Source organism: Pseudomonas sp. RIT288, from assembly GCF_000631985.1.
GTDB lineage: Bacteria > Pseudomonadota > Gammaproteobacteria > Pseudomonadales > Pseudomonadaceae > Aquipseudomonas.
In genome coordinates this window covers 59,276-79,888 of record NZ_JFYN01000002.1, presented here as the reverse complement: position 1 = coordinate 79,888, position 20,613 = coordinate 59,276, and the positions used below count along the sequence as shown (strand labels likewise).

Here is a 20,613-nt window from a genome sequence, read left to right as displayed (position 1 = left end):
CTTTTCATCGAGGGAAAATGGTAATCACTCCTATTGCCAGTCGATCTGCGAAAAAGTATCACCCGCAGTAAAGTTTTTTTCCGTCGCCCGATCAGGGTCAGGCGTAGAGGCTCTCCAGCGGAATCGCGACCAGCGGCAGCGCGGGGTCAAACGCGTGCCGGGTGGTCTTGTACGGAAAAATCTCGCCGCGAGCGATGGTGGTGAAAATCCGCGCCACCTCGAACGCCTGCCCGGTCTGCCAATGCCGCACACAGACGCGCGGATCGGAGTAGTCGAGCTGGATGCACGGCACCCGTCTCAAGCCCAACTGCAACGCAGCGGTGAAACGGTGATTGCCGTCCATCACGATGCCGCGCGAACGCTCGACGATGATCGGTTCCAGCCAATGCCCGGCGCGGACAATCGACTCGCGCAGCAGCCTCACGTTGGCCGGATCGACCTGCTCCGACTGCAACACTTCGCACAGTGGCCGCAGCGCAATCTGATAACCGTGATCCATGGTGATCTCCTGATTCGCCGGGGATTCAGCAGGCATCGGCGCGGGCAACCGGCGCATGCTGACTGGCCACATCGAGCAGGCGCTGGGCGTGTTCGATCAGCGGCAAGTCGACCATCTCGCCGTCCACTTGCACCGCGTGACTGCCCGTGGCCACCGCCCGCATCACACGATCGGCCCACGCCAATTGACGCGAGTCCGGCAGGAAGGCGGACTGCACCGTCGCCAGTTGCCCGGGATGAATGCACAGCTTGGCGCCGAAGCCCAGCGAACGGGCGTATTGCGAGTCCTGGGCAACCACCGCCAAGTCGCTGATTGCCGGCGTCACGCCATCGATCGGCGACGGCAGATCCGCCGTGCGCGACGCCAGCACGATGCGGTTGCGGGCAAACAGAAACGCCTCGGGCACCTGGCTGCAGTTGATATCGAGCGAGAAATCCAGCGAGCCAAACGCCAGCCGCGCCACGCCCGCAATTGCAGCGATCGACTCGACCTGCTGCAGGCCTTTGGCGGTCTCGATGATCGCGACGATCGCCAGCGTCGGTTGCCACTCCAGCAAGCGCTCGACCGCCCGCGCCAGCGTCTCGGGACATTCGGCCTTGGGCAGGAAAATCCCGCTGCAACGCTCGGGGTAACGCATGTCGCTGAGCCAGCTCAGGTCCTGGCGAAACAGCGAACTGCTGACGCTGTTGAGGCGAATGTAACGCTCACAAGCAACGCTCGGCGTTTTCTCCTGCCACGCCTGGATGGCGTCACGGGCGGCGGCTTTGCTGTCCGGATGAACGGCATCCTCAAGGTCGAGAATGATCGCGTCCGGCCCTGCTTCGCAGGCTTTGGAAAAACGCTCGGAACGGTTGCCCGGCACGAACAGATAGCTGATCGCGAGTGGCGCTTTGCGGCTGAGTCGATCGGATTGCATGGCGTTGCTCCTTTGACGTGAACCAGTCGTGGTTTGTGAAAATTTTCAGGCCCCTTCAACGGCGTGTTTGGCTGCTGTTACGGGGCTTATCGCAAAAGCCCTTAAGGCCTTATTGCTCAAGGAATTAACGGACTTTTTTATCTCGGGGCGAACGAGTCCTTGAGCGTGTAAATACACGTTCATGGATTCGCCCTGAGCAGGTCGTTATTGAAAAATATTTGAAAACCTTACTTGATAATCGTTCGCGTTCGCAATATTGTTCACGCCACCAAGAGGAACTATTCTCGTTTCAAAGCAAGTCATCGGTATCTGGAAAAGTACCTGTCAGTGATGTCACTTAAACATCAGCTACAGGCTGCTACAGGGCAATGGTCCGCAACTAATGGCCATTCAATACGTCCGCACAAACCTTATGGAATGGGGTTCTCATGCAATTGTTTTGTGAACCATTTATTACGATCAGAGCGACAGATCCAATAGCGGACTTCACTTGGCATCCGCCTCCCAGTTGTTTAAAGCCTCGACGCTGACGAGCAAAAAAAACGACCTGCATCGATAACGATCGGTGATCGAACTATCAATGGCGACGTAACTTTCGACGCCAGGGGTTAACTATGCCTACAACAAATAAATCTGCTGTTGAGCAGCCATATAAAGTTCATCACCCGGCGATGTTAACGCCGCTGATCGACCCAGTTATTTCCACGCTTATCAACAAGTTCCCGAACAAACTGACGGAATTAGTGGAGCAACAGGGCTCGCCGTTAAATCTGGTCTGGCCCCATGCGTTTGAATTAAACACGCAAGCGCTGCTGAACGTGTTGAAGCAATACCAAGTGCCCCACGCCATTTTCTACGGGGCCAAGGCCAACAAGTCGCAAAGCATGCTCGGCGCTGCAGCGAATTCGGGGATCGGCGTCGATGTGTCGAGCATTCACGAGTTGAATGCTGCCCTGCGCGCAGGTGTGTCGGGCACAAAAATCTGCGCCACAGGACCAGCCAAGACAGCCGTTTTCCATCAAGCGTTGATCAGCGCCGGTTCATTGATTTGCGTGGATTCGCTGGAGGAATTCGATCACCTGCATAGCGTGTTCCCAACACAGCCAGGTCCGACAAAAACCAGAGTTTTACTGCGTTACAGACCGCAAAGCAGTCCGAAGAGCCGATTCGGAATGGGCTCTCAAGACCTGCTGCAATGCCTGCAACGGTTGACAGAACAACCTGAGCGTTTTCACTTTGAAGGTTTCCATTTTCACCTCGGCGGCTATGGATTCGAATCCCGCGCGCAGGCCTTTCGCGAGGTCAGCGGTTTTATCGAGGCTGCCAGGGAAATGGGCTTGAATCCGCAGATGATCGACATCGGTGGCGGCTTGCCGATTCGTTATGTCGAACCGCAGGCCTACGCTCAATTCCTGCAGAACGACAATAACGCCAGCCACTATTACAATCAGAAAGTTCCCGCCACTTATTATCCTTACGGCAGTGAACTGACCGCTACACAATGGCTGACGTTATTGCTCGAAACCGAGCATTCGCACGGTTTTTCCATTGCCAATTACTTGAAGACTCAGAATATAACCCTCGCACTCGAGCCGGGCCGAAGCCTGGTCGATCAAGCTGCCATTTCAATATTTCGCGTCACGCGCAGCAAACAATTGGCTGACAATAAAACCGTGATCTTCGTTGAGGGCAGCAGTTTCAGCGCTTGCGAAACCTGGTTTGCCTCGGAATATCTGATGGATCCGATACTTGTCGGTACCAAACAACAGCCGAACATCCCGATTCAAGCTTATATTGCCGGCCATAGTTGCCTGGACGATGACGTCATTACCCACCGTCTGATCAACTTTGCGACGGCACCGCAAACCGGTGACTTATTGATTTATATCAACACCGCCGGTTACCAGATGGATTTGCTGGAAAACGAGTTTCATCGCCATCCCCTTCCCCGGCGGTTGACGGCGACCTGTTGTACGGAAGGTAACTATGCGTTTTCACCTGACTACTAAAGGGAACAATTGCAATGATCTTGAATAAAGTCTCTGACCTTATTGGTAATACACCGATGTTGGGCATCGATGTTCCGGATACCAACGCGCGATTGTTATTGAAGATTGAAAAGAACAATCCCGGCGGCAGTATCAAAGACCGCATGGCGCGCAACATGGTGCTGGCGGCGCTCAAGTCCGGTCGCCTGAAACCCGGCGGTGTCGTTGTCGAATCGTCGTCGGGCAATACCGGGATTGGCCTGGCCATGGCCGCCGTCGAGTTCGGCCTGCATTTCATCGCCGTGGTCGATCACCACGCCGCACAAGACAAGATCGCCGTGATGAAGGCCCTCGGCGCCGACATTCGTTTCGTCAAAGGCACTTATCGCGAAGATGAAGTCGCGGTGGTCGAGCGGCAACAGATGGCCGCCGAGCTGGCCAGCGAAATTCCCGGCGCGGTGTTCATGAACCAGTCCGACAATGCGGCGAATGCCGGCGGTTACAGCGATTTCGTCCGCGAAACCATTGTCCAGGCTGAAGGTGTTGTCGGCGCTTACGTAGGTTGCGTCGGCACCGGCGGTTCGATGACCGGCATCGCACGCGGCTTGAAAGTGCACAACCCGGACACCGTCACCGTCGCGGTGGAACCGGCCGGTTCGATTGTCTTCGGTCACCCCGGCTACCCGTACTACCAATCCGGCACCGGTACGCCGGCCGGCGACACCGTGGGGCTGGTGCTCGACTACAGCTGCATCGATCTGGGTGTGCAAGTCACCGACTCGCAGGCGTTCGAAACCGCGCGCTACATCGCGCGCAACTTCGCCCTGCTGGTAGGCGGCTCGACCGGTGGTGCGATCTTCAAGGCACTGGAGCTGATCCACAAAGGCGTGCTGACCGGCAACGTCGTGGTGCCGATTGCCGACGGCGGCGAGAAATACCTGCACACGGTGTTCGACGACCAATGGCTGCAGGAGCGCGATCTGATCGATCCGAGCATCGCCCCGCAACTGGACGCCTGGCTGGGCAAGACCCACTGGCTGGACTCTGTTTCCGCGCCGCTGCAACTGAGCGTCGCATGACCCACTCTTCACACAGGAACGCCTCTCGATGAATCTATTGAAAGTCGCCATCTGTGGTGGCGGCAGGACCGGCCATCTCAACGCCATCCTGTTCAAGCAGCTGCCGAATGTTCAGGTTTCGATGCACACCCATAATCAGGAGGTTATCGAACACCACGTCCGTCATACGCCGATGCAGGCCTTGTTGCCGGATGGCTCGACGCTGAGCGCCCGACTGGATCGGGTGACCAGCGACACGAAAGCCGCGGTGGAAGATGCCGACATCGTCATCATCACCGTGCCGGCCCACGCCCGTCCGCAAACGTTGAAAGACATTGCGCCGCATCTGACCACCAGCAAACCGGTGTTCATCGGCGCCATCCCCGGTTTTTGCGGTTTCGACTGGCTGGCCGAAGCGACCCTGCCCGACCGGCCGAATGTGGTGATCTGGGGCATGAAGGATGTTCCGCACACGGCGTTCGAATTGACCCCGGGACGTTCGATCAAAATGGGCGGCGGCAAAAGCCAGTTGTACGTGGCAACCCACGCCCGGGAGCCACAAACCGCGCGCCGCCAATTGGAAAAAATACTCACGCGGCTGTACGGCCCGTGCGTGACGATGCTTGACCACTTTCTGGAAATCACCCTGACGCCGGGCAACCCGATCATGCACAGCTCGGTGATCTACGGCCTGATCGGCCCCTACGGCCAGTGGCATCGCAAGATTTTCCCGCAGCGCATGTGCTGGTGGACCGAATGCCCGGAACTCGGCGCCTATTTCCTTGAACGCATGGATCAGGAAAGCCAGGAACTGTGTGCGGTAATCAGCCAGCGTCTGGGCATCGACCTGTCCTCGGTGAAATCGCTGAAACAGGAAATCGTTGAGGCATACGGCGAGCAGATCCGCGACCCGAGCAGCATGCTCTCGATCCTGCGCACCAATCAGGCTTACAACGACATCCTCGCACCGATGGTACCGGCCGCGGACAACCGCGCCGGTTACGTGATCGAGCGCGAGAGTCGCGCCTTCAACGAAGACGTCGCCTACGGCCTGGTGCTGCTGGTGGAAATGGCCAAACGCTTCGACCTCAAGGTGCCTTATATCGAAGAAGTCTTGCAGTGGAGCGTGGCCTACATGGAAGGCCTGCGCGACTCGGCACTCGACTATTTCCCGCGCCAATGGCCGCACACGACAAGCGCCGCCGCTTGATCTTCTTTCTCAATTTTCGACGAGCAGACCGCTGATATGGATGACTTCAAGACACTGATCGCCTACTCCCGCAAAAATGCCATGCGCCGTCTGGTGCGTTGCCTGTTTGCGGAAAACATCCTCGACCGAGCGGCCCTGAGCTTTTCCGTCGAGGGCAACCAGGCCACGTATCCGCTCAAGGGCGGCCGCGCCCACCTGGCTTTTTCCGACATTGCCAAAGGCCCGGCCGATACCGTGGTCAACGACGGTGACGTGGTGTTGGTCACCGATGAAGGCGTGCGCCAGGTCATCACCAGCCACCAGGACATGCTTGATGTGCTGCGCGACAGCTTCGACTTCGCGCCGACCGACGAAGGTGTAGCCGGGCTCAAGTCCGACATGGAAAACAGCCTGACCAACGACGCCCACGCCCGTCAGCATCGCCAGCACTGGAACGCCCGATTGGCACAAGCCGCCAAGGACCAGGGGCTGAACAGCTTCACTGATTACTTGCGCCAGCACGCCAAAACCAAGGACGCCGCGATCCTGCTAGACCAGTGGGGTTCGCTGGAGGGCCACCCGTATTACCCGACCTGGAAAGCCCGCCCGGGCCTGACCGATGAAGAGGTCGAGCAGCTGTCGCCCGAGTTCAACGCACAGGTGCCGCTGCGCATCGCCGCACTGCGCGCCGACAACGCGAAAAGCGAAAGCATGCCGCACGTGATCGATTACCGCGCCTGGTTCGCCGAGCATTTCCCGACGCAATGGGCGCAATGGAAAGCCTCGCTCAACAGCAAGGGGCTCGACGAAAACCAATGGCTGCCCTTGCCGATCCACAGCTGGCATTTGCAGGCCTACGTGCTGGAAACCTTCGCACAAGAAATCGCCGACGGCATTCTGATCACCGACGGTCCGGACCTGCCAACCCTGCCGACCATGTCCTATCGCACGATGATGCCGGTGCTGGACGAATCCGCGCCGCTGATCAAACTGCCTATCGCGGTGTGGATGACCAGCGAACTGCGCAGCCTGCAAGCCAAGTCGATTCACATGGGCCCGCGCATCAGCACGGTGATCAGCAAGATTCTCGCGACGGAAAACGGCTTCGATCAGCGCCTGGAAATCTTCCCGGAAGAAATCGGTGTGCGTTACAAAAACGCGGTGACGCAGGACGATCACCCGGGCCGTCATCTGTCCGTGGTTTATCGCGCCAGCGCACCTGCATTCGAACGCAACGATGAGTGCCTGCCGATAACCGTGGCTTCACTGTTCACCCGTTTGCCCGCCACCGGTCGTCCGCTGTTCACTGATCTGATTGAACGCGACGGCGTGCGCGCCGATGCTGCCCAGGTCGAGAACTGGTTCCGCGAGTACGCGAAAGTGGTGACTCACCCGGTGGTGGCGATCTACTTGATGTACGGCATCGGCCTTGAGGCGCACCAGCAAAACACCATGGTGCTGTTCTCCCCGGACGGCAAAGCACGTAGTCTGCTGATCCGCGATTTCGGTGATGGCCGCACTTACGCGCCGTTGCTCGAGGGCCGTGGTTACAGCCTGCAACCGCATGTGCAGCCGGGTATTCTGCCGACGGTGTTCTCCGGTGATATCGAGCCGGTGCGCATGTTTGTGCTCGACGCGGCGTTCCTCACGCACCTGCATGAAATGGCCCTGTGGCTGACCAAAGAATACGCTTTCAACAACACGCGGCTCTGGCAGGTGTTGCGCGAGGAAACCGACCTCGCCTTCGAAGCGGTGCGCGACCGCGTCGCGGCAGACGTGTGGGAAACCGAGCACAAGGCGTTCGTCGAAGAGCCATGGCCAACCCGTTCGCTGTTGCGCATGCACTTGATGCAATACAGCAACTATCGTTTGCAACACACCCTGACCAACCCGCTCGCTAGCGTTTAACCGAGGCTGACTCATGTCCCAAGCAGGTGCCATCCAGGGTTCGAGAGTAAGAATCCTGATTTATCTTCTATTTGCGATCCAGCTGGTATCGATGGGCGCGATGGAAATGAGCGGGCCGTTCTGGCCTGTCCACCTGCGTGGGCTGACGACGTCAGAGTCGCTTTTCAGCTTCGCCAGCATCGCCGTGTACGTCGGGCCGATGCTTGGCATTATTCTCACCAGTGCATTCTGGGGCCGGATCGGTGATCGCTACGGCCACAAGTTGATGATGATCCGCGCCCTCGCCGGTTTGTCGTTGACCCAGCTTGGGCTGGCGCTCTTCAGTGATATCTGGGTCATTCTGATCCTGCGCTTTCTGCAGGGCGCGTTTGCCGGCTATATCGCGCCGGCACAGGCCTACGGTGTCAGCATTGAAGCGCCGTCGCGGCGCGCACGGTTGTTCGCCATTCTGCAGATTTCGACCAATGTCGGCTCGCTGCTGGGTGCGGTGGTCGGCGGCTTGATCCTCGATTACGCGACGTTCTTCTGGATCAACATCATCGCTTCGGCGCTGTGTGCGGTGTGTACCGTGATCGCCGCCGTGACCTTGCCGGACGTGCCGCCGGTGAAGAAAGCCGTGATCGTCGACAAAACTGCGCCGGCTCGTTCCGGCAGCCTCTGGCAAGGCTCGCCATTGCTGTCGCTACTCGGTGTGATGGGCATTCTGTTGCTGGCGCGGATGCTGCCGCAGACCTCGTTTTCGCTGTATGTCAGCTCGGTGTTCGAGGTCAGTAATTCGGTGGTCGGTCTGTGCTACGGCTTGCTGGCGCTGGGCTTCATTCTGTCGGCCACGGCGTGGTCGCGTTATTTCGAACACCGTGGTCAGCAGGACACCTTGCAGCGCATGGCTTACGTGATCATCGGCTGCATCGTCCTCACTGCGGTGGCAGGCGTCACCCACAACCCGGTGGTGTTCGTCATTGCCTACTTCATTTGGGGCGTGCTGCTGGGTGCAACCACACCGGTGCTGATGGCGCTGATCTCGAAGACCGCCGACAGCTCGCGACAGGGTCATGTACTGGGCATCGCTCAGGGCACTGCGCAATTCGCTTCGATTGCGGGGATTTCTGCCGGTGGTCTGCTCAGTCAGGCCTACGGTTTGCAGTACACCTATCTGTTTGTTTGCCTCGCTTACGTCGTCGCACTGATCCCGATCGTCGCGTTGCGCTACTGGCCGGCGGCGATGCAGCCAAGCCCTGCCCCGGACGGGGAATGAAAGGAGTCTGCTTTTGAACATTGAACAACTGCGCGCCGACACGCCTGCCGTCGCGCAACTGATCCACTTCAACAATGCCGGCGCGGCGCTGATGCCCGCGCCGGTGATCGAAACGATGACCCGTCATATTCAGCTTGAAGCGAGTCTGGGCGGCTACGAAGCCGCCGGGCAGCAGTCGGCCGAAGTGGACAACGTTTACGCCGCCATCGGCCGTTTGCTCAACGCTCGACCCGATGAAATCGCGATCATCGAAAACGCGACCCGTGCCTGGGACATGGCGTTCTATTCATTACCGCTGCAACCCGGCGATGTAGTGCTGACATCGACCACCGAATACGCCGGCAACTACATTCCTTATCTGCAAATGAAGCAGCGGCGTGGTATCGAGATTCGTGTCATCCCCAATGATGAACATGGCCAGGTTTCCCTGTCGGCACTAACGGCCATGCTCGACGATGATCGGGTCGCGCTGATCTCGCTGCCGGTGATCGCCACCAATGGCGGCCCGGTGCAACCCATCGAGCAGATCGGCGCCCTCGCCCGTTCGGCTGGCGTGCTGTTTCTGCTCGATGCTTGTCAGGGTGTCGGGCAGATGCCGATCGACGTGCAGAAAATCGGCTGCCACATGCTCGCGGCAACCAGTCGCAAATACCTGCGCGGGCCGCGCGGAATGGGCTTCTTGTATGTCAAGAAGTCCCTGTGTCAGAACCTGGAACCGGTGTTTCTCGACTTACATGCCGCCTCATTGCAGGACGCCGAGACGTTCGAAATCCGCGCCGATGCCCGACGTTTCGAGAATTGGGAATGCAACGTCGCCGCCAAACTGGGCCTCGGTGCGGCGGTGGAGTACGCGCTGGCGCAAGGCATCGAACCGATGTGGCTGCGGATTCAGCAATTGGCTGAATACCTGCGTCGGCAACTGACAGATATCCACGGGATCACGCCGCGAGACCTCGGGGTGCAGAAGTCCGGCATCGTCACGTTTACTCATCGCGACAGCAGCGCCGCACACGTTCAGCAGTGGCTGGCCGGCCAGGAAAAGCGCATCAACGTCAGCACCTCGACCGTGCGCTCGACTTTGCTCGACATGCAGCGCAGGGACTTGCTGGAGGTCAGCCGTGCGTCGGTGCATGCGTACAACACCGAGGCGGAAATCGACTCGATGATTGCTGCGTTGAGCCGTCTGCCGCGAGTCTGAAGCGGAAAACAATCGGCGCTTGCGTCGCAGCGGCTTTGTAAACTAGCATTGGGAATACTTCTCAATTGCATGAAAATCTGCAGCCATGAGCGAAACCCTTTCCGCGAATAATGCCAATCACCTGCGCGCGATCGAAGCCCTGTACAGCGGCCATCACGGCTGGCTGTACGCGACGCTGAGAAAAAAACTGGGAAACGCCATGGATGCGGCGGATCTGGCGCAGGACACCTTCACGCGCATCCTCGCCTCGCAAGTCACCGTCATTGAGCAGCCGCGCGCGTATCTGAGCTGCGTAGCCAAAGGCATTCTGGTCAACTGGTATCAACGCAAGGCGCTGGAACGTGCCTACCTGGACGCCCTCGCCCATGTGCCGGCGCTGGAAGTGCCTTCGCCGGAATTGCGTTTCATGGTGCTGGAAACCCTGCACGAAATCGACGCGATGCTCGATGCCCTGCCGCCGCTGGTCAAACGCGCCTTTCTGTTGTCGCAGATCAGCGGGCTGAAATACGACGACATTGCCGAGCAGCTGGGCGTGTCGCTGATCACCGTCAAACGCTACATGAAGCAAGCCTTCGTGCAGTGCCTGTTGCTGGTGGAGTGAATGCTCAGCCGCCGCCATGAGCCGCACCTCGATCACCAGGCCCTGGAAGAAGCCGCCGACTGGTTGATCCGCATGAGTGAAGGCGAACTCAGCGACAGCGAGCGCGGCGAATGGGAATACTGGAAAGCCAGCACCCCCGAGCGCGGTCGCGCCTGGGCGCGGGCGCAGTTGTTGCAGAGCAAACTCGGCGGCCTGCCACCGTCCTTGGCGATGTCCGCTCTCGACCGCCCGAGCAGCCCGGAGCGCCGTGCGGCGTTGGGCAAACTGGCGATGATTCTGGCCATCCTGCCGGCCGGCTGGGGCAGCTGGAAGCTGGCCGAAACCCAACAATGGTCAGCCGACTATCGCACTGCGATTGGCCAGCAACGCGAGCTGACCCTGGCCGACGGTTCGAAAATCACCCTGAACACCGACACCGCCATCGACGTGCTGTTCGACGCCAATCAACGCCTCATCCACCTGCGCGAAGGCGAAATACTGGTGCAGACCGCGACGGACATTTCACCGCTGGCGCGGCCCTTTCTGGTCAGCACCCGTCAAGGTCGCATGCAGGCACTGGGCACGCGTTTCACCGTGCGCGAACTGCAACCGCGCACGCACCTCGCCGTGCTGGAAGGCGCGGTCAAAGTCGAGCTCGCGGACAATCGCCAGACCACGCCGCTGATCGTCAACGCCGGTCAACGCACCGACTTCTCGTCCCACACCTTTGGCCAGCTCAGCGTTGCCGATCGCTATGTCGGCGCCTGGAGTCAAGGCATGCTGATGGCCGACAAGATGCGCCTGGCCGATTTCGTCAACGAGCTGACGCGCTATCGCCGCGGTTTCGTGCGCCTCGATCCGGCAATTGCCGATCTGCGCATTTCCGGCGCCTACCCGATCAGCGACAGTCAACGCACCTTGAACATGCTGGCGCAAACCTACCCGATCCTCGTCAGCGGCCATTTGAATGGCTACTGGATCATGCTCTCCCCGGCCTGAGTGAAAAAATAACTGCCGCTGCGGTGATACTTTTTTCGATCTCGACTGGCTATTGGAGAGAAGCACCTTTTCGTCCTGTTTATAGGCTCATTCATCCATGCTTGCCGCACGCCACCTGCGCCCGGATCGTCACTTCAAACCAGTTGTTCGCAGTGCGTTGCTAAGCCTTGTCATGATCGGTGTGGTTTGCCCGTTTGCCTTGGCTGGCGAGCCTGTGCAGCTGGACTCTGTTGCTGTGCGTGCCTACAACATTCCTGCCGGGCCGCTGGGTGCGACCCTGTCGAGTTTTGCCGTGGAAGCCGGTATCGCGCTGTCATTCGAGCCCGCGCAGGCCGAGGGCCTGAACAGCCCTGCGCTGAACGGCAAATACTCGACTCGAGAAGCGGTCAATCGCTTGCTGGCCGGCAGTGGCCTGGACATGGTGTTGCGCAGCGACGGCAGCTACACATTGGTGCAGCGCCGGGTGACGCTGGATGAAACATCGATCATCGGCACCGAAAAGCGTGCCGACTCCCTGCCAGAAGTGTATGCAGGTGGACAAGTGGCCAACGGCGGGCGCCTGGGCATTCTTGGCAATACGGATGTCATGGACGCCCCCTTCAGCGTCAGCACCTACACCTCGGCGCTGATCAAGGATCAACAGGCCGTCACCGTGGGTGATGTGCTGGAACGTGATTCTTCGGTGCGCTCCACTGGCCAGACCGGCGGGATTGTCGACTCGTTCTTCATCCGAGGCTTTCCCGTCGGCGAAGGCAACCTCGGTGAACTGGCTTTCGATGGCGTGTACGGCGTGGCACCCAATTACCGGGTGTTCACCGAATATGCCGAGCGCATCGAACTGGTCAAAGGCCCCGGCGCCCTGCTCTACGGCATGTCACCCAACAACGCGGTGGGCGGCGTGATCAACGTGGTGCCGAAACGCTCCCTCGATGAAGACCTGACCCGTTTCACCGCCAGTTACGCCATGGATTCTCAGGCCGGTGGCCATCTCGATGTCAGTCGCCGCTTCGGTGAAGAGCGCCGTTTTGGCGTGCGCTTCAACGGCAGGACGCAACTGGGCAACACGGCGATCGACGATCAATCGCGCCACGTCGACATCGGCGCGATCTCCCTCGACTATCAGGGCGAACGCCTGCGCACGACCTTCGACTGGCTCAACCAGAAAGAACGCTTCGACGCGGCTTCGCGGCCGTTCCTGATTGCGCCGGGCGTGGACATTCCTTCCGCCGCCAACGGCCGCAGCAACGTCAGTCAGGATTGGGGCTGGTCGAAAACCCGTGACAAATCGGCGCTGCTCAGCGGCGAATATGACCTCAGCGACGCATTGACGGTGTTCGCCCATGCCGGCGGCGGCAAATCGGATGTGGCGCGGATGTCCGACCAGACGCCGACCATTATCAATGCCGCTGGCGACACCTCGTCGATCCCCGGCTATTACAAGTTCGAAGTAGAGCGTTACACCGTTGATACCGGTGCGCGGCTGCGCTTCGATACCGGGCCGATCAGTCACCGCACCACCGTGCAAATCAGTCGCTATCGCGATGTGTTGTCGCGCGGGATCATTTCCGATGCACCGATCCTGTCGAACATTTACCACCCGGTGGATCGCCCGCAACCTTACATCCCCAAGCCGGATACGCCGAAGGTCTCGGAGAGCGAACTGAATGGCGTGGCGCTTGCCGACACGCTGTCGATTCTCGATGACCGCGCGCAGGTAACCCTGGGTTTGCGCAAACAGAACATCAAATCCGACAACTACAACGCCGCCGGCGTGGTGACCACGTCCTATGACGACGGCCGGACGACCCCGTTGTTCGGCGCTGTGATCAAGCCTTGGGATCACGTTTCGTTCTACTACAACTACCTCGAAGGGCTGAGCAAGGGCGACATCGCGCCTTCCACCGCGTCCAACGCTGGCGAGATCTTTGCCCCTTATGCTTCCCGCCAGCACGAACTCGGGGTCAAAGCCGACTACGGCACGTTCACCTCCACCATCAGCCTGTTTCAGATCACCAAGCCCAGTGGCGAACTGGCCTCCGGGGTGTTCTCGGTGCAGGGCGAACAACGCAATCGCGGGCTGGAGCTGAACGTGTTCGGCGAAGTCACACCGGGCACTCGCCTGCTCGGCGGCGTGACCCTGCTCAATGCCGAACTGACGAAAACCGGCGTGGCCGCCAACCGAGGCAACAAACCGGTCGGCGTGCCCGAGGTTCAAGCCAACTTCTGGGCCGAATGGGACACCTCATGGGTCGAGGGTCTGACGCTGACCGCAGGCGCGATCCACACCGGCAGCCAGTACGTGAACCAGGCCAACACACAAAAACTCGATGACTGGACCCGCTTCGATGTCGGCGCCCGCTACAGCACGCGCATCGATGATCGACCGACCACGTTTCGCGCCACCGTGCAGAACGTGTTCGACCACGAGTATTGGTCGGGCGTCGCTTCCTACGGCGCGTTCTCCCAAGGCTCACCGCGCACCTTATTACTGTCGGCGACTGTCGATTTCTGAAACGTTCAGCCGGACAGCGGTGTGAGCCGTTGGCCGAACTGACCTTTGCAAAGGCTTTGACCATGGTGATTTTCGATCGACGCAGCCTCGCGTTGGCTGCGCTGTTACTGGCAGGACTGCTGAGCCTGTCTGCGCTGGCGCCGCGCAATGCAAATGCCACCGAAGCGGATACGGTGCGCACCGAAGTGACCGATCTGCTCGGGCGCAAGGTCAAGGTGCATCTGCCGGTCAGACGGGTCATCCTCGGTGAAGGCCGACAGTTGTATCTGGTCGCCGCGCTGGACACACAGAACCCGATCGAACGCATCGTCGGCTGGCGCAAGGACCTGATCCAGTCGGACCCGGACACGTACAACGCCTACCTGCGCAAATTCCCCGGCATTGCCAAGATCCCCACCTTCGGCGGATTTGAAGACGGCACCTTTGATATCGAACAAGCGATCTCGCAGCGCCCGGACGTGATCATCCTCAATATCGAAGCGCAGCACGCCACCGAAGATGCGCGCTACATCGAGAAGCTCGACGCCTTGGGCATCCCGGTGGTGTACGTCGACTTTCGCAACAACCCGATGCAGAACACCGAACCGACCATGCGTCTGTTCGGCAAACTGTTCGGTAAAGAGCAACGCGCCGCGACCTTCATTGATTTTCGCAACCAGCAGATTCACCGCGTCACCGACGTCATCGAGAAACAGCACCCACCGCGTCCAAGCGTGTTCATTGAGCGCATTGGCGGCTACACCGACGATTGCTGCCTGAGTTTCGGTAATGAAAACTTTGGCCTGTTTGTTGATATGGCCGGCGGCAACAACATCGCCCGGCAGATCATTCCAACCACGTTCGGCCAGTTGAACCCCGAGCAGGTCATCGTCGCCAATCCGGCACACGTGGTGGTCACCACGGCCAACTGGGAAGCCTTTGCACCCGGTGGCCATTGGGTCGGTGTCGGGCCCGGCGCCGACATGAACCAGGCACGGAAAAAACTCGCGTGGTACACCCGGCGTCCGGCCTACGCCGGGATCAAGGCTCAGGAGACACAAGCCTTCCACGCCATCTGGCATCAGTTCTACAACAGCCCCTACCAGTTCGTGGCCATTCAGCAATTGGCCAAATGGTTTCACCCGGAGCTGTTTGCCGATCTCGACCCGGACGCCTCATTCCGAGAACTGCACGAGCGTTTTCTGCCCGTGCCGTATGAGTCGGGCTACTTCGTCAGCCTGCGTAATCCTGAGGTCAAACCATGAGTTCGTTGACCGACACCGTCGAGGTGCAGCGCGAAACCTACCGTCGACTGGTGCTGCGTAAACGCCTGATCCTCGCCGGGCTGGTGGTTCTGTTGCTGTGCAGTGTGCTGCTAGACCTGGCACTGGGCCCGGCGAGTTACAGTTTCAGCGAAGTGCTCGGCGCCCTGTTTTCGCCGGACAGTGCTTCGCCACAAGTGCGCGTGGTGATGTGGGACATTCGTCTGCCAGTGGCGTTGATGGCAGTGGCCGTGGGCGCGGCGCTGTCGCTGGCCGGCGCGCAGATGCAGACCATCCTCAACAACCCGCTGGCCAGTCCGTTCACCTTGGGTATTTCCGCCGCCGCCAGTTTCGGCGCGGCACTGGGCCTGGCGTTCGGTGTAGCGTTGTTCCCGCTGGCCTCGCAATTCATGGTACCGCTCAACGCCTTCATCATGGCCATGCTCTCGGCGCTGTTGATTCACTTCCTGAGCATGCGCCGTGGCGTCACTGCCGAAACCATCGTGCTGCTCGGCATCGCATTGGTATTCACTTTCAATGCGCTGCTGGCGCTGGTGCAGTTCTTCGCCACCGAGCAAGCCGTCGCCGCCGTGGTGTTCTGGACCATGGGCAGCCTGACCAAAGCCACCTGGCCGAAACTCGGGGTGATCTGCCTGGTGATCCTGATCACCCTGCCGATTTTCGCCAAACGCGCCTGGGCCTTGACCGCCCTGCGCTTGGGCGACGACAAGGCTGCCAGTTTCGGCATCAACGTGCGCAGCCTGCGCTTTCAGACGCTGATCATGGTCAGCCTGCTCGCCTCGTTTCCTGTAGCGTTTGTCGGCACCATCGGCTTTATCGGACTGGTCGGGCCGCACATCGCGCGCATGCTGATCGGTGAAGATCAGCGCTTCTTTTTGCCAGCCTCCTTGCTCACCGGTTCGTTGATTCTCTCGGCCAGTTCGGTGGTCAGCAAAACCCTGATCCCCGGTGCGATTTTCCCTATCGGCGTGGTCACCTCGCTGATCGGCGTACCGTTCTTCATTTCACTGATTCTCGGCGGGAAGAAAAACTCATGGTGACGCTGCAACTGGAAAATCTCGGCGCGCGCTATGGTCAGCGCGAAATCATTCGTGGTGTCTCGACGGCAACGTTTTCTGGCGGTCAGGTGGTTGCCGTGGTCGGGCCCAATGCGGCCGGCAAATCGACGTTGTTCAAACGTATGGCCGGACTGATCGAAGGGCCGGGTCAGGTCATCCTGAAAAAATCGAAAAAAGGCCCGACGGGCATCAGCTACATGCCGCAAGGCCTGAATGCCAGTGCGCGTTTGACGGTGTACGAATCCGTGCTGCTGGCGCGCAAGCAACTGACCCCGGGCTGGGTGGTCCACGATGATGAGCTGAAACTGGTCGACGAGATTCTCGCCGCGCTGGGAATCACCGGGCTGTCTTTCCGTAACCTTGGCGAACTCAGCGGCGGTCAGCAGCAGTTGGTCTCCATCGCCCAGACGCTGGTGCGCGAGCCGGAAATCCTGCTGATGGACGAACCGACCAGCGCCCTCGACATGCATCGGCAGGTGCAAGTGCTGAACTTCATGCGCAGCCTCGCGCGCAAACGCGAAGTGATTGTGTTCATTGCCATCCATGATCTTAATCAGGCGTTGCGATTCGCCGATCAGGTGCTGGTGATTGCTGATGGCACCAGTCAGGGCAGCGGCCCGAGCAATGAGGTGATCACCGAGCAGATGTTGCGCAATGTCTACAAGGTCGAAGCACGAATCGAGCAATGCAGTCGCGGGCTGTCCCACATACTCATAGACGATATCGTTTAACGTCCGCCTTGGAACGGCTCAAGGGCCGCGAACACGGGACACTCTCAATGGTGATGTCCGGCGGTGCGAATGGGAGATGGACACCCCATGACTTGAGACGAACAGGAGCAACCATGATGCAAGCCTCGGGCATAAGCCTTGACGTGATAGATCAGTGCCAGAACCACGTGCTGGCAGGCTCTCAAGGACATCAGATAGTGAATATTCAATAGACACTGGCGACACTGTCCGCGGAGCGCTGCAAACGATCGGGGTGACCGCCGGACACATCAAAAAGGCTTAGTCAAACTGCGCCATTCGCGATCGCTCGAACACTCGGCGTAACTGGGGGCATAATTCGATTTTTTCAGGCTGTAAATACCGCCCTGGAGCCCTGTCAAAATGTTCTTCGGCACCCCGGACAGCCTCGAGCTGCCCGCGCATTAAGCAGGCAGCCAGGCATTCAAATCCCGGCCCGCCTGTTGCGACATATCGACAGGCAGTAAAACGCCAGCGCCGACGCTGCCAGCATGCCGCCTACCACCCCGATGTAAGCAAAACCAAACCGACTCCCCACCCAACTGCCCACCAGTGCCCCGCCGCCGATACCGATGTTGTAGATGCCTGAAAACAGCGCCATCGCCACGTCGGTAGCGTCGGGAGCCAGTACCAGGACTTTGGACTGCAACGCCAGCCCGAAGCCCATGATCGCCATGCCCCAGAACACACTCAGCACGCCGAGGTTTGAGAGGTTGCCGCTCAACGGCAACAGCAAAGCCAGGCACAAGGCGAGCAACGATACGCAGATGATCAGAAAGCGCTGTGGGTTATAGCTGTGCAGGTAGCTGAACAGCAGCGAGCCGAAAATGCCGGCGCCGCCGAATAACAACAGCAGCAGCGTCACCACATCACCGCTCATGTTGGCCACGGTCAGAACGAACGGTTCGATGTAGCTGTAGGCGGTGAACTGCGCCGTCACGACCAGCGCCGTCAGCACATAGACGGCCACCAGCGCAGGTCGCTTCAGCAATATGGGCAGGCTCTTGAGCGAACCCGAGTTCTGGCTGGGCAGCAGCGGCAGTACCTTCGCCAGACAGAACACCAGCGCCGCCGCAAAGCCGGCAATCACGATGAACGTGGTGCGCCAGCCCATGGCCTCGCCCAACAAGCGGCCAAGGGGAATGCCCAGCACCATCGCCAGCGAAGTACCGGTTGCCAGCAAGCCCAAGGCCTGAACCTGCTTGCCCGGTGGCGCCAGGCGCACGGCCAGAGACGCGGTGATCGACCAGAACAGCGCGTGCGACAACGCCACACCGACCCGGCTCACCAGCAGCATCCCGAAACTGGTCGCCAGACTCGACAGAATGTGACTGGCGATAAACATCCAGAACAGGACGATCAACAAGCGTCGTCGCTCGACGTTGCGCGTCAGCAGCATGATCGGCAGCGACGTCAGAGACACCACCCACGCATAGATGGTCAACATCAGGCCGACCTGTGCGGTCGACATATCGAAACTGCTGCCGATCGAACTCAACAGACCGACCGGGACAAATTCGGTGGTGTTGAACACAAACGCAGCCAGTGCCAAGGCAATTACCGCGTACCAGTTGCCGTTGTTTGTCGCCGTAGAATCACTCATTTAAACGTCGTATTACTCTTCGATGATCGCGCGTGAATGTACGCAAGCGATCTGTGCCCATCTGTCGGTGTCTTGATACCGGTTGCCGAATGTGTCGACGTTCAGGGGACGCATCATCAGAGGGTCAAGCCACACTGATCTGGTCCAATGCGGTAGAAGAATACGAAATATTGATCGATCATCTGCCTTGTTCACTGGCCCGAGTAACCTTTGACGCGCATGCAGTCATTGGTCAGGTCATTGGCTGCATCGGCACGCGTTCACAGCCTATGCGGGGATGTTGTGCAGAGTTGCCGGGGTCGATGCGCTATCAGTTGGTCGCATCGCCCGCGTTTCAGCAGCGCTGGTTTGCCAAGGGCCTGACCCGCGCGGCGGCACGCAAGGCGCCGGTATTCGCCTATTCGCGCAAGGACACCTTGCAGTCGGATTTCATGCAGTCGCGCTTCGGTCTCACCGCAGACGCCCACCCCACGCACTACCTATCACTTCCGCAGGCACGCCTGAAAGCCATGCGCCGTGGCCTGGGTTATGGAATGGTGCCGCACATGCTGGTCAGCGACTTGCTGAAAAGTCGGGAACAGGTGGATGTCGCGCCGAATCATTTCACCGATGTCAAACTCTATTGGCACGCCTGGGAGTTGCAATCGCCGCGCATGGAAATGCTCTCCGAGCGCGCGGTACATGCCGCACGACGTATCTTGAGCAGCAAGGAGCCGGTGAAGCGTTCGACCATGCCGAAGCAGTAAATGGCCTCGCTGGCAGGCATGGCTCCAGATGTTTCCGGCATCCCGATTGCCTTCAGTCATCTCGTACCCGCACACCCATGGCAGCAATGATGGCAAAGTGATAATGACAAATCCGGTAATAAAGTTTAACTTAGCGCCGCTTCGACCGATGGAGGGTCGGGCATTTGCACTCAGTTAAGGAAAACGATGGCAATGGTCTATTGTCGTGCTTGCGCCAGGGAGCTACACGAAACGGCGCTCACCTGCCCCCAATGCGGGGCGCCCCAACAGGCCTTCGTGCCGCAAACGCAAGCCGAAATACCCTGGCTGGCCATCGTTTCATTGATCCTCGGGATCATCAGCGCACTCACCCTGTTTGATGATTCCGAATGGGACAGGGATGCGATTGTCGGTGCGGGCATCCTCAGCCTTGCGGGGCTCACTTGCGGCATCGTCTGTATCAACCAAAAACACCCAGGAAGAAACCTCGCGATTGCCGGCATCATTTTGTCTGGACTTGCCGCGTTCGTTTTGTCCTGTCTATCGATTGAATAATTTTAGGGAAAAAATATGAGTTTGGTTTTCTGCCGTGGTTGCGCCAAGGAAATTAGTAGCCTGGCCGTGGCATGCCCACAGTGCGGTGCACCTCAGGCCGCTCAACCGTCCTTTGCCAGTGGCCCCGCCATCACCACGGGCAATCCTTACGTGGAAGCGCTGAAGAATTACGCCGAATTCAAAGGCCGCGCGACCCGCCGCGAGTACTGGATGTTCGTGCTGATCAACCTGGGTATCTGCATTGTGATGGGCGTTCTCGACGCCATGCTCGACACCAAGGGCGTGCTCTACAACCTGTACAACCTGGCGATGTTGCTCCCGAGCATCGCAGTAGGCGCGCGCCGCATGCACGACACCGACCGCAGTGGCTGGTGGTTGCTGCTGCCGATCGTCAATCTGGTGTTCCTGGTGCAAGACAGCCAGCCAGGCCCAAACCGTTTCGGGCCGAACCGCAAAGGCAACAACTGAGTCACCCCGCAACACGTTGAACGAGACGGCCTTCATGGCCGTCTCTTTGTTTGTGAGATCTGACCCTGAAGCTGCCGCTGGATTTTTACTG

The 20,613-nt window shown here is 59.3% G+C and carries 18 protein-coding genes and 1 pseudogene; 16 read left to right on the top strand and 3 right to left on the bottom strand.

Going from position 1 to position 20,613, the window contains the following annotated elements:
* Positions 1–97 precede the first annotated feature (97 nt).
* Both BW33_RS03910 and BW33_RS03905 read right to left on the bottom strand, forming a co-directional pair.
* Positions 98–499: a ParB N-terminal domain-containing protein gene (locus BW33_RS03910; RefSeq protein ID WP_047597191.1), complete on the bottom strand. Its 402-nt coding sequence runs from the start codon at positions 497–499 to the stop codon at positions 98–100.
* 25 nt (positions 500–524) lie between these two features.
* Entirely contained in the window at positions 525–1,415 is an 891-nt protein-coding gene (locus BW33_RS03905) for an HpcH/HpaI aldolase/citrate lyase family protein (protein WP_052032679.1), read from the bottom strand.
* A 614-nt stretch (positions 1,416–2,029) separates the two neighbouring features.
* Here BW33_RS03905 and BW33_RS03900 point away from each other — a divergent pair.
* From BW33_RS03900 to BW33_RS30390, 13 genes and pseudogenes are all read left to right on the top strand, one after another.
* Positions 2,030–3,424, top strand: coding sequence for a Y4yA family PLP-dependent enzyme (locus tag BW33_RS03900; RefSeq protein ID WP_047597190.1), 1,395 nt, complete (start codon positions 2,030–2,032; stop codon positions 3,422–3,424).
* Positions 3,425–3,438: 14 nt separating this feature from the next.
* Positions 3,439–4,482: a PLP-dependent cysteine synthase family protein gene (locus BW33_RS03895; RefSeq protein WP_047597189.1), complete on the top strand. Its 1,044-nt coding sequence runs from the start codon at positions 3,439–3,441 to the stop codon at positions 4,480–4,482.
* Between the two features lie 28 nt (positions 4,483–4,510).
* Positions 4,511–5,671, top strand: a complete 1,161-nt coding sequence (locus BW33_RS03890; RefSeq protein ID WP_047597188.1) for an NAD/NADP-dependent octopine/nopaline dehydrogenase family protein — start codon at positions 4,511–4,513, stop codon at positions 5,669–5,671.
* 36 nt (positions 5,672–5,707) lie between these two features.
* Positions 5,708–7,558 carry an IucA/IucC family protein gene (locus BW33_RS03885; protein ID WP_047597187.1) on the top strand — a complete coding sequence of 617 codons (1,851 nt, stop codon included), beginning with the start codon at positions 5,708–5,710 and terminating at the stop codon, positions 7,556–7,558.
* A 13-nt stretch (positions 7,559–7,571) separates the two neighbouring features.
* A complete protein-coding gene (locus BW33_RS03880) occupies positions 7,572–8,813 on the top strand; it encodes an MFS transporter (protein ID WP_047597186.1) in 1,242 nt (413 codons plus the stop codon).
* Between the two features lie 13 nt (positions 8,814–8,826).
* Entirely contained in the window at positions 8,827–10,011 is a 1,185-nt protein-coding gene (locus BW33_RS03875; RefSeq protein WP_047597185.1) for an aminotransferase class V-fold PLP-dependent enzyme, read from the top strand.
* Between the two features lie 85 nt (positions 10,012–10,096).
* The gene (locus BW33_RS03870) at positions 10,097–10,612 is read left to right on the top strand and encodes a sigma-70 family RNA polymerase sigma factor (RefSeq protein WP_047597183.1); all 516 of its coding nucleotides are present in this window, start codon (positions 10,097–10,099) and stop codon (positions 10,610–10,612) included.
* Positions 10,613–11,590: a FecR domain-containing protein gene (locus tag BW33_RS03865; RefSeq protein ID WP_047597182.1), complete on the top strand. Its 978-nt coding sequence runs from the start codon at positions 10,613–10,615 to the stop codon at positions 11,588–11,590.
* Positions 11,591–11,687: 97 nt separating this feature from the next.
* Positions 11,688–14,102 (top strand): TonB-dependent receptor, encoded by a 2,415-nt coding sequence (locus tag BW33_RS03860; RefSeq protein WP_047597181.1) that lies wholly within the window; start codon positions 11,688–11,690, stop codon positions 14,100–14,102.
* A gap of 62 nt (positions 14,103–14,164) precedes the next feature.
* Positions 14,165–15,346: an ABC transporter substrate-binding protein gene (locus BW33_RS03855; RefSeq protein WP_047597352.1), complete on the top strand. Its 1,182-nt coding sequence runs from the start codon at positions 14,165–14,167 to the stop codon at positions 15,344–15,346.
* On the top strand, positions 15,343–16,404 hold the full coding sequence (locus BW33_RS03850) for a FecCD family ABC transporter permease (protein WP_047597180.1): 1,062 nt from the start codon (positions 15,343–15,345) through the stop codon (positions 16,402–16,404). Before BW33_RS03855 ends, BW33_RS03850 begins: the two co-directional genes overlap by 4 nt.
* The gene (locus tag BW33_RS03845) at positions 16,398–17,153 is read left to right on the top strand and encodes an ABC transporter ATP-binding protein (protein WP_047597178.1); all 756 of its coding nucleotides are present in this window, start codon (positions 16,398–16,400) and stop codon (positions 17,151–17,153) included. Before BW33_RS03850 ends, BW33_RS03845 begins: the two co-directional genes overlap by 7 nt.
* Positions 17,114–17,338: pseudogene (locus BW33_RS30390) on the top strand (site-specific integrase); the annotation flags it as partial. The gene BW33_RS03845 and the pseudogene BW33_RS30390, both read left to right, overlap by 40 nt.
* 257 nt (positions 17,339–17,595) lie before the next feature.
* On the opposite strand, the gene BW33_RS03840 reads toward BW33_RS30390, so the two are convergent.
* Entirely contained in the window at positions 17,596–18,774 is a 1,179-nt protein-coding gene (locus tag BW33_RS03840) for a sugar transporter (protein WP_047597176.1), read from the bottom strand.
* A gap of 302 nt (positions 18,775–19,076) precedes the next feature.
* Here BW33_RS03840 and BW33_RS03835 point away from each other — a divergent pair, with 302 nt between their 5' ends.
* The 3 genes from BW33_RS03835 to BW33_RS03825 all read left to right on the top strand — a co-directional run bounded on the left by BW33_RS03835 (position 19,077) and on the right by BW33_RS03825 (position 20,522).
* Positions 19,077–19,520 (top strand): hypothetical protein, encoded by a 444-nt coding sequence (locus tag BW33_RS03835; RefSeq protein WP_236645193.1) that lies wholly within the window; start codon positions 19,077–19,079, stop codon positions 19,518–19,520.
* A gap of 186 nt (positions 19,521–19,706) precedes the next feature.
* A complete protein-coding gene (locus BW33_RS03830; RefSeq protein WP_047597174.1) occupies positions 19,707–20,054 on the top strand; it encodes a hypothetical protein in 348 nt (115 codons plus the stop codon).
* Between the two features lie 15 nt (positions 20,055–20,069).
* The gene (locus BW33_RS03825; protein ID WP_047597173.1) at positions 20,070–20,522 is read left to right on the top strand and encodes a DUF805 domain-containing protein; all 453 of its coding nucleotides are present in this window, start codon (positions 20,070–20,072) and stop codon (positions 20,520–20,522) included.
* The last annotated feature ends 91 nt before the right edge of the window (positions 20,523–20,613 follow it).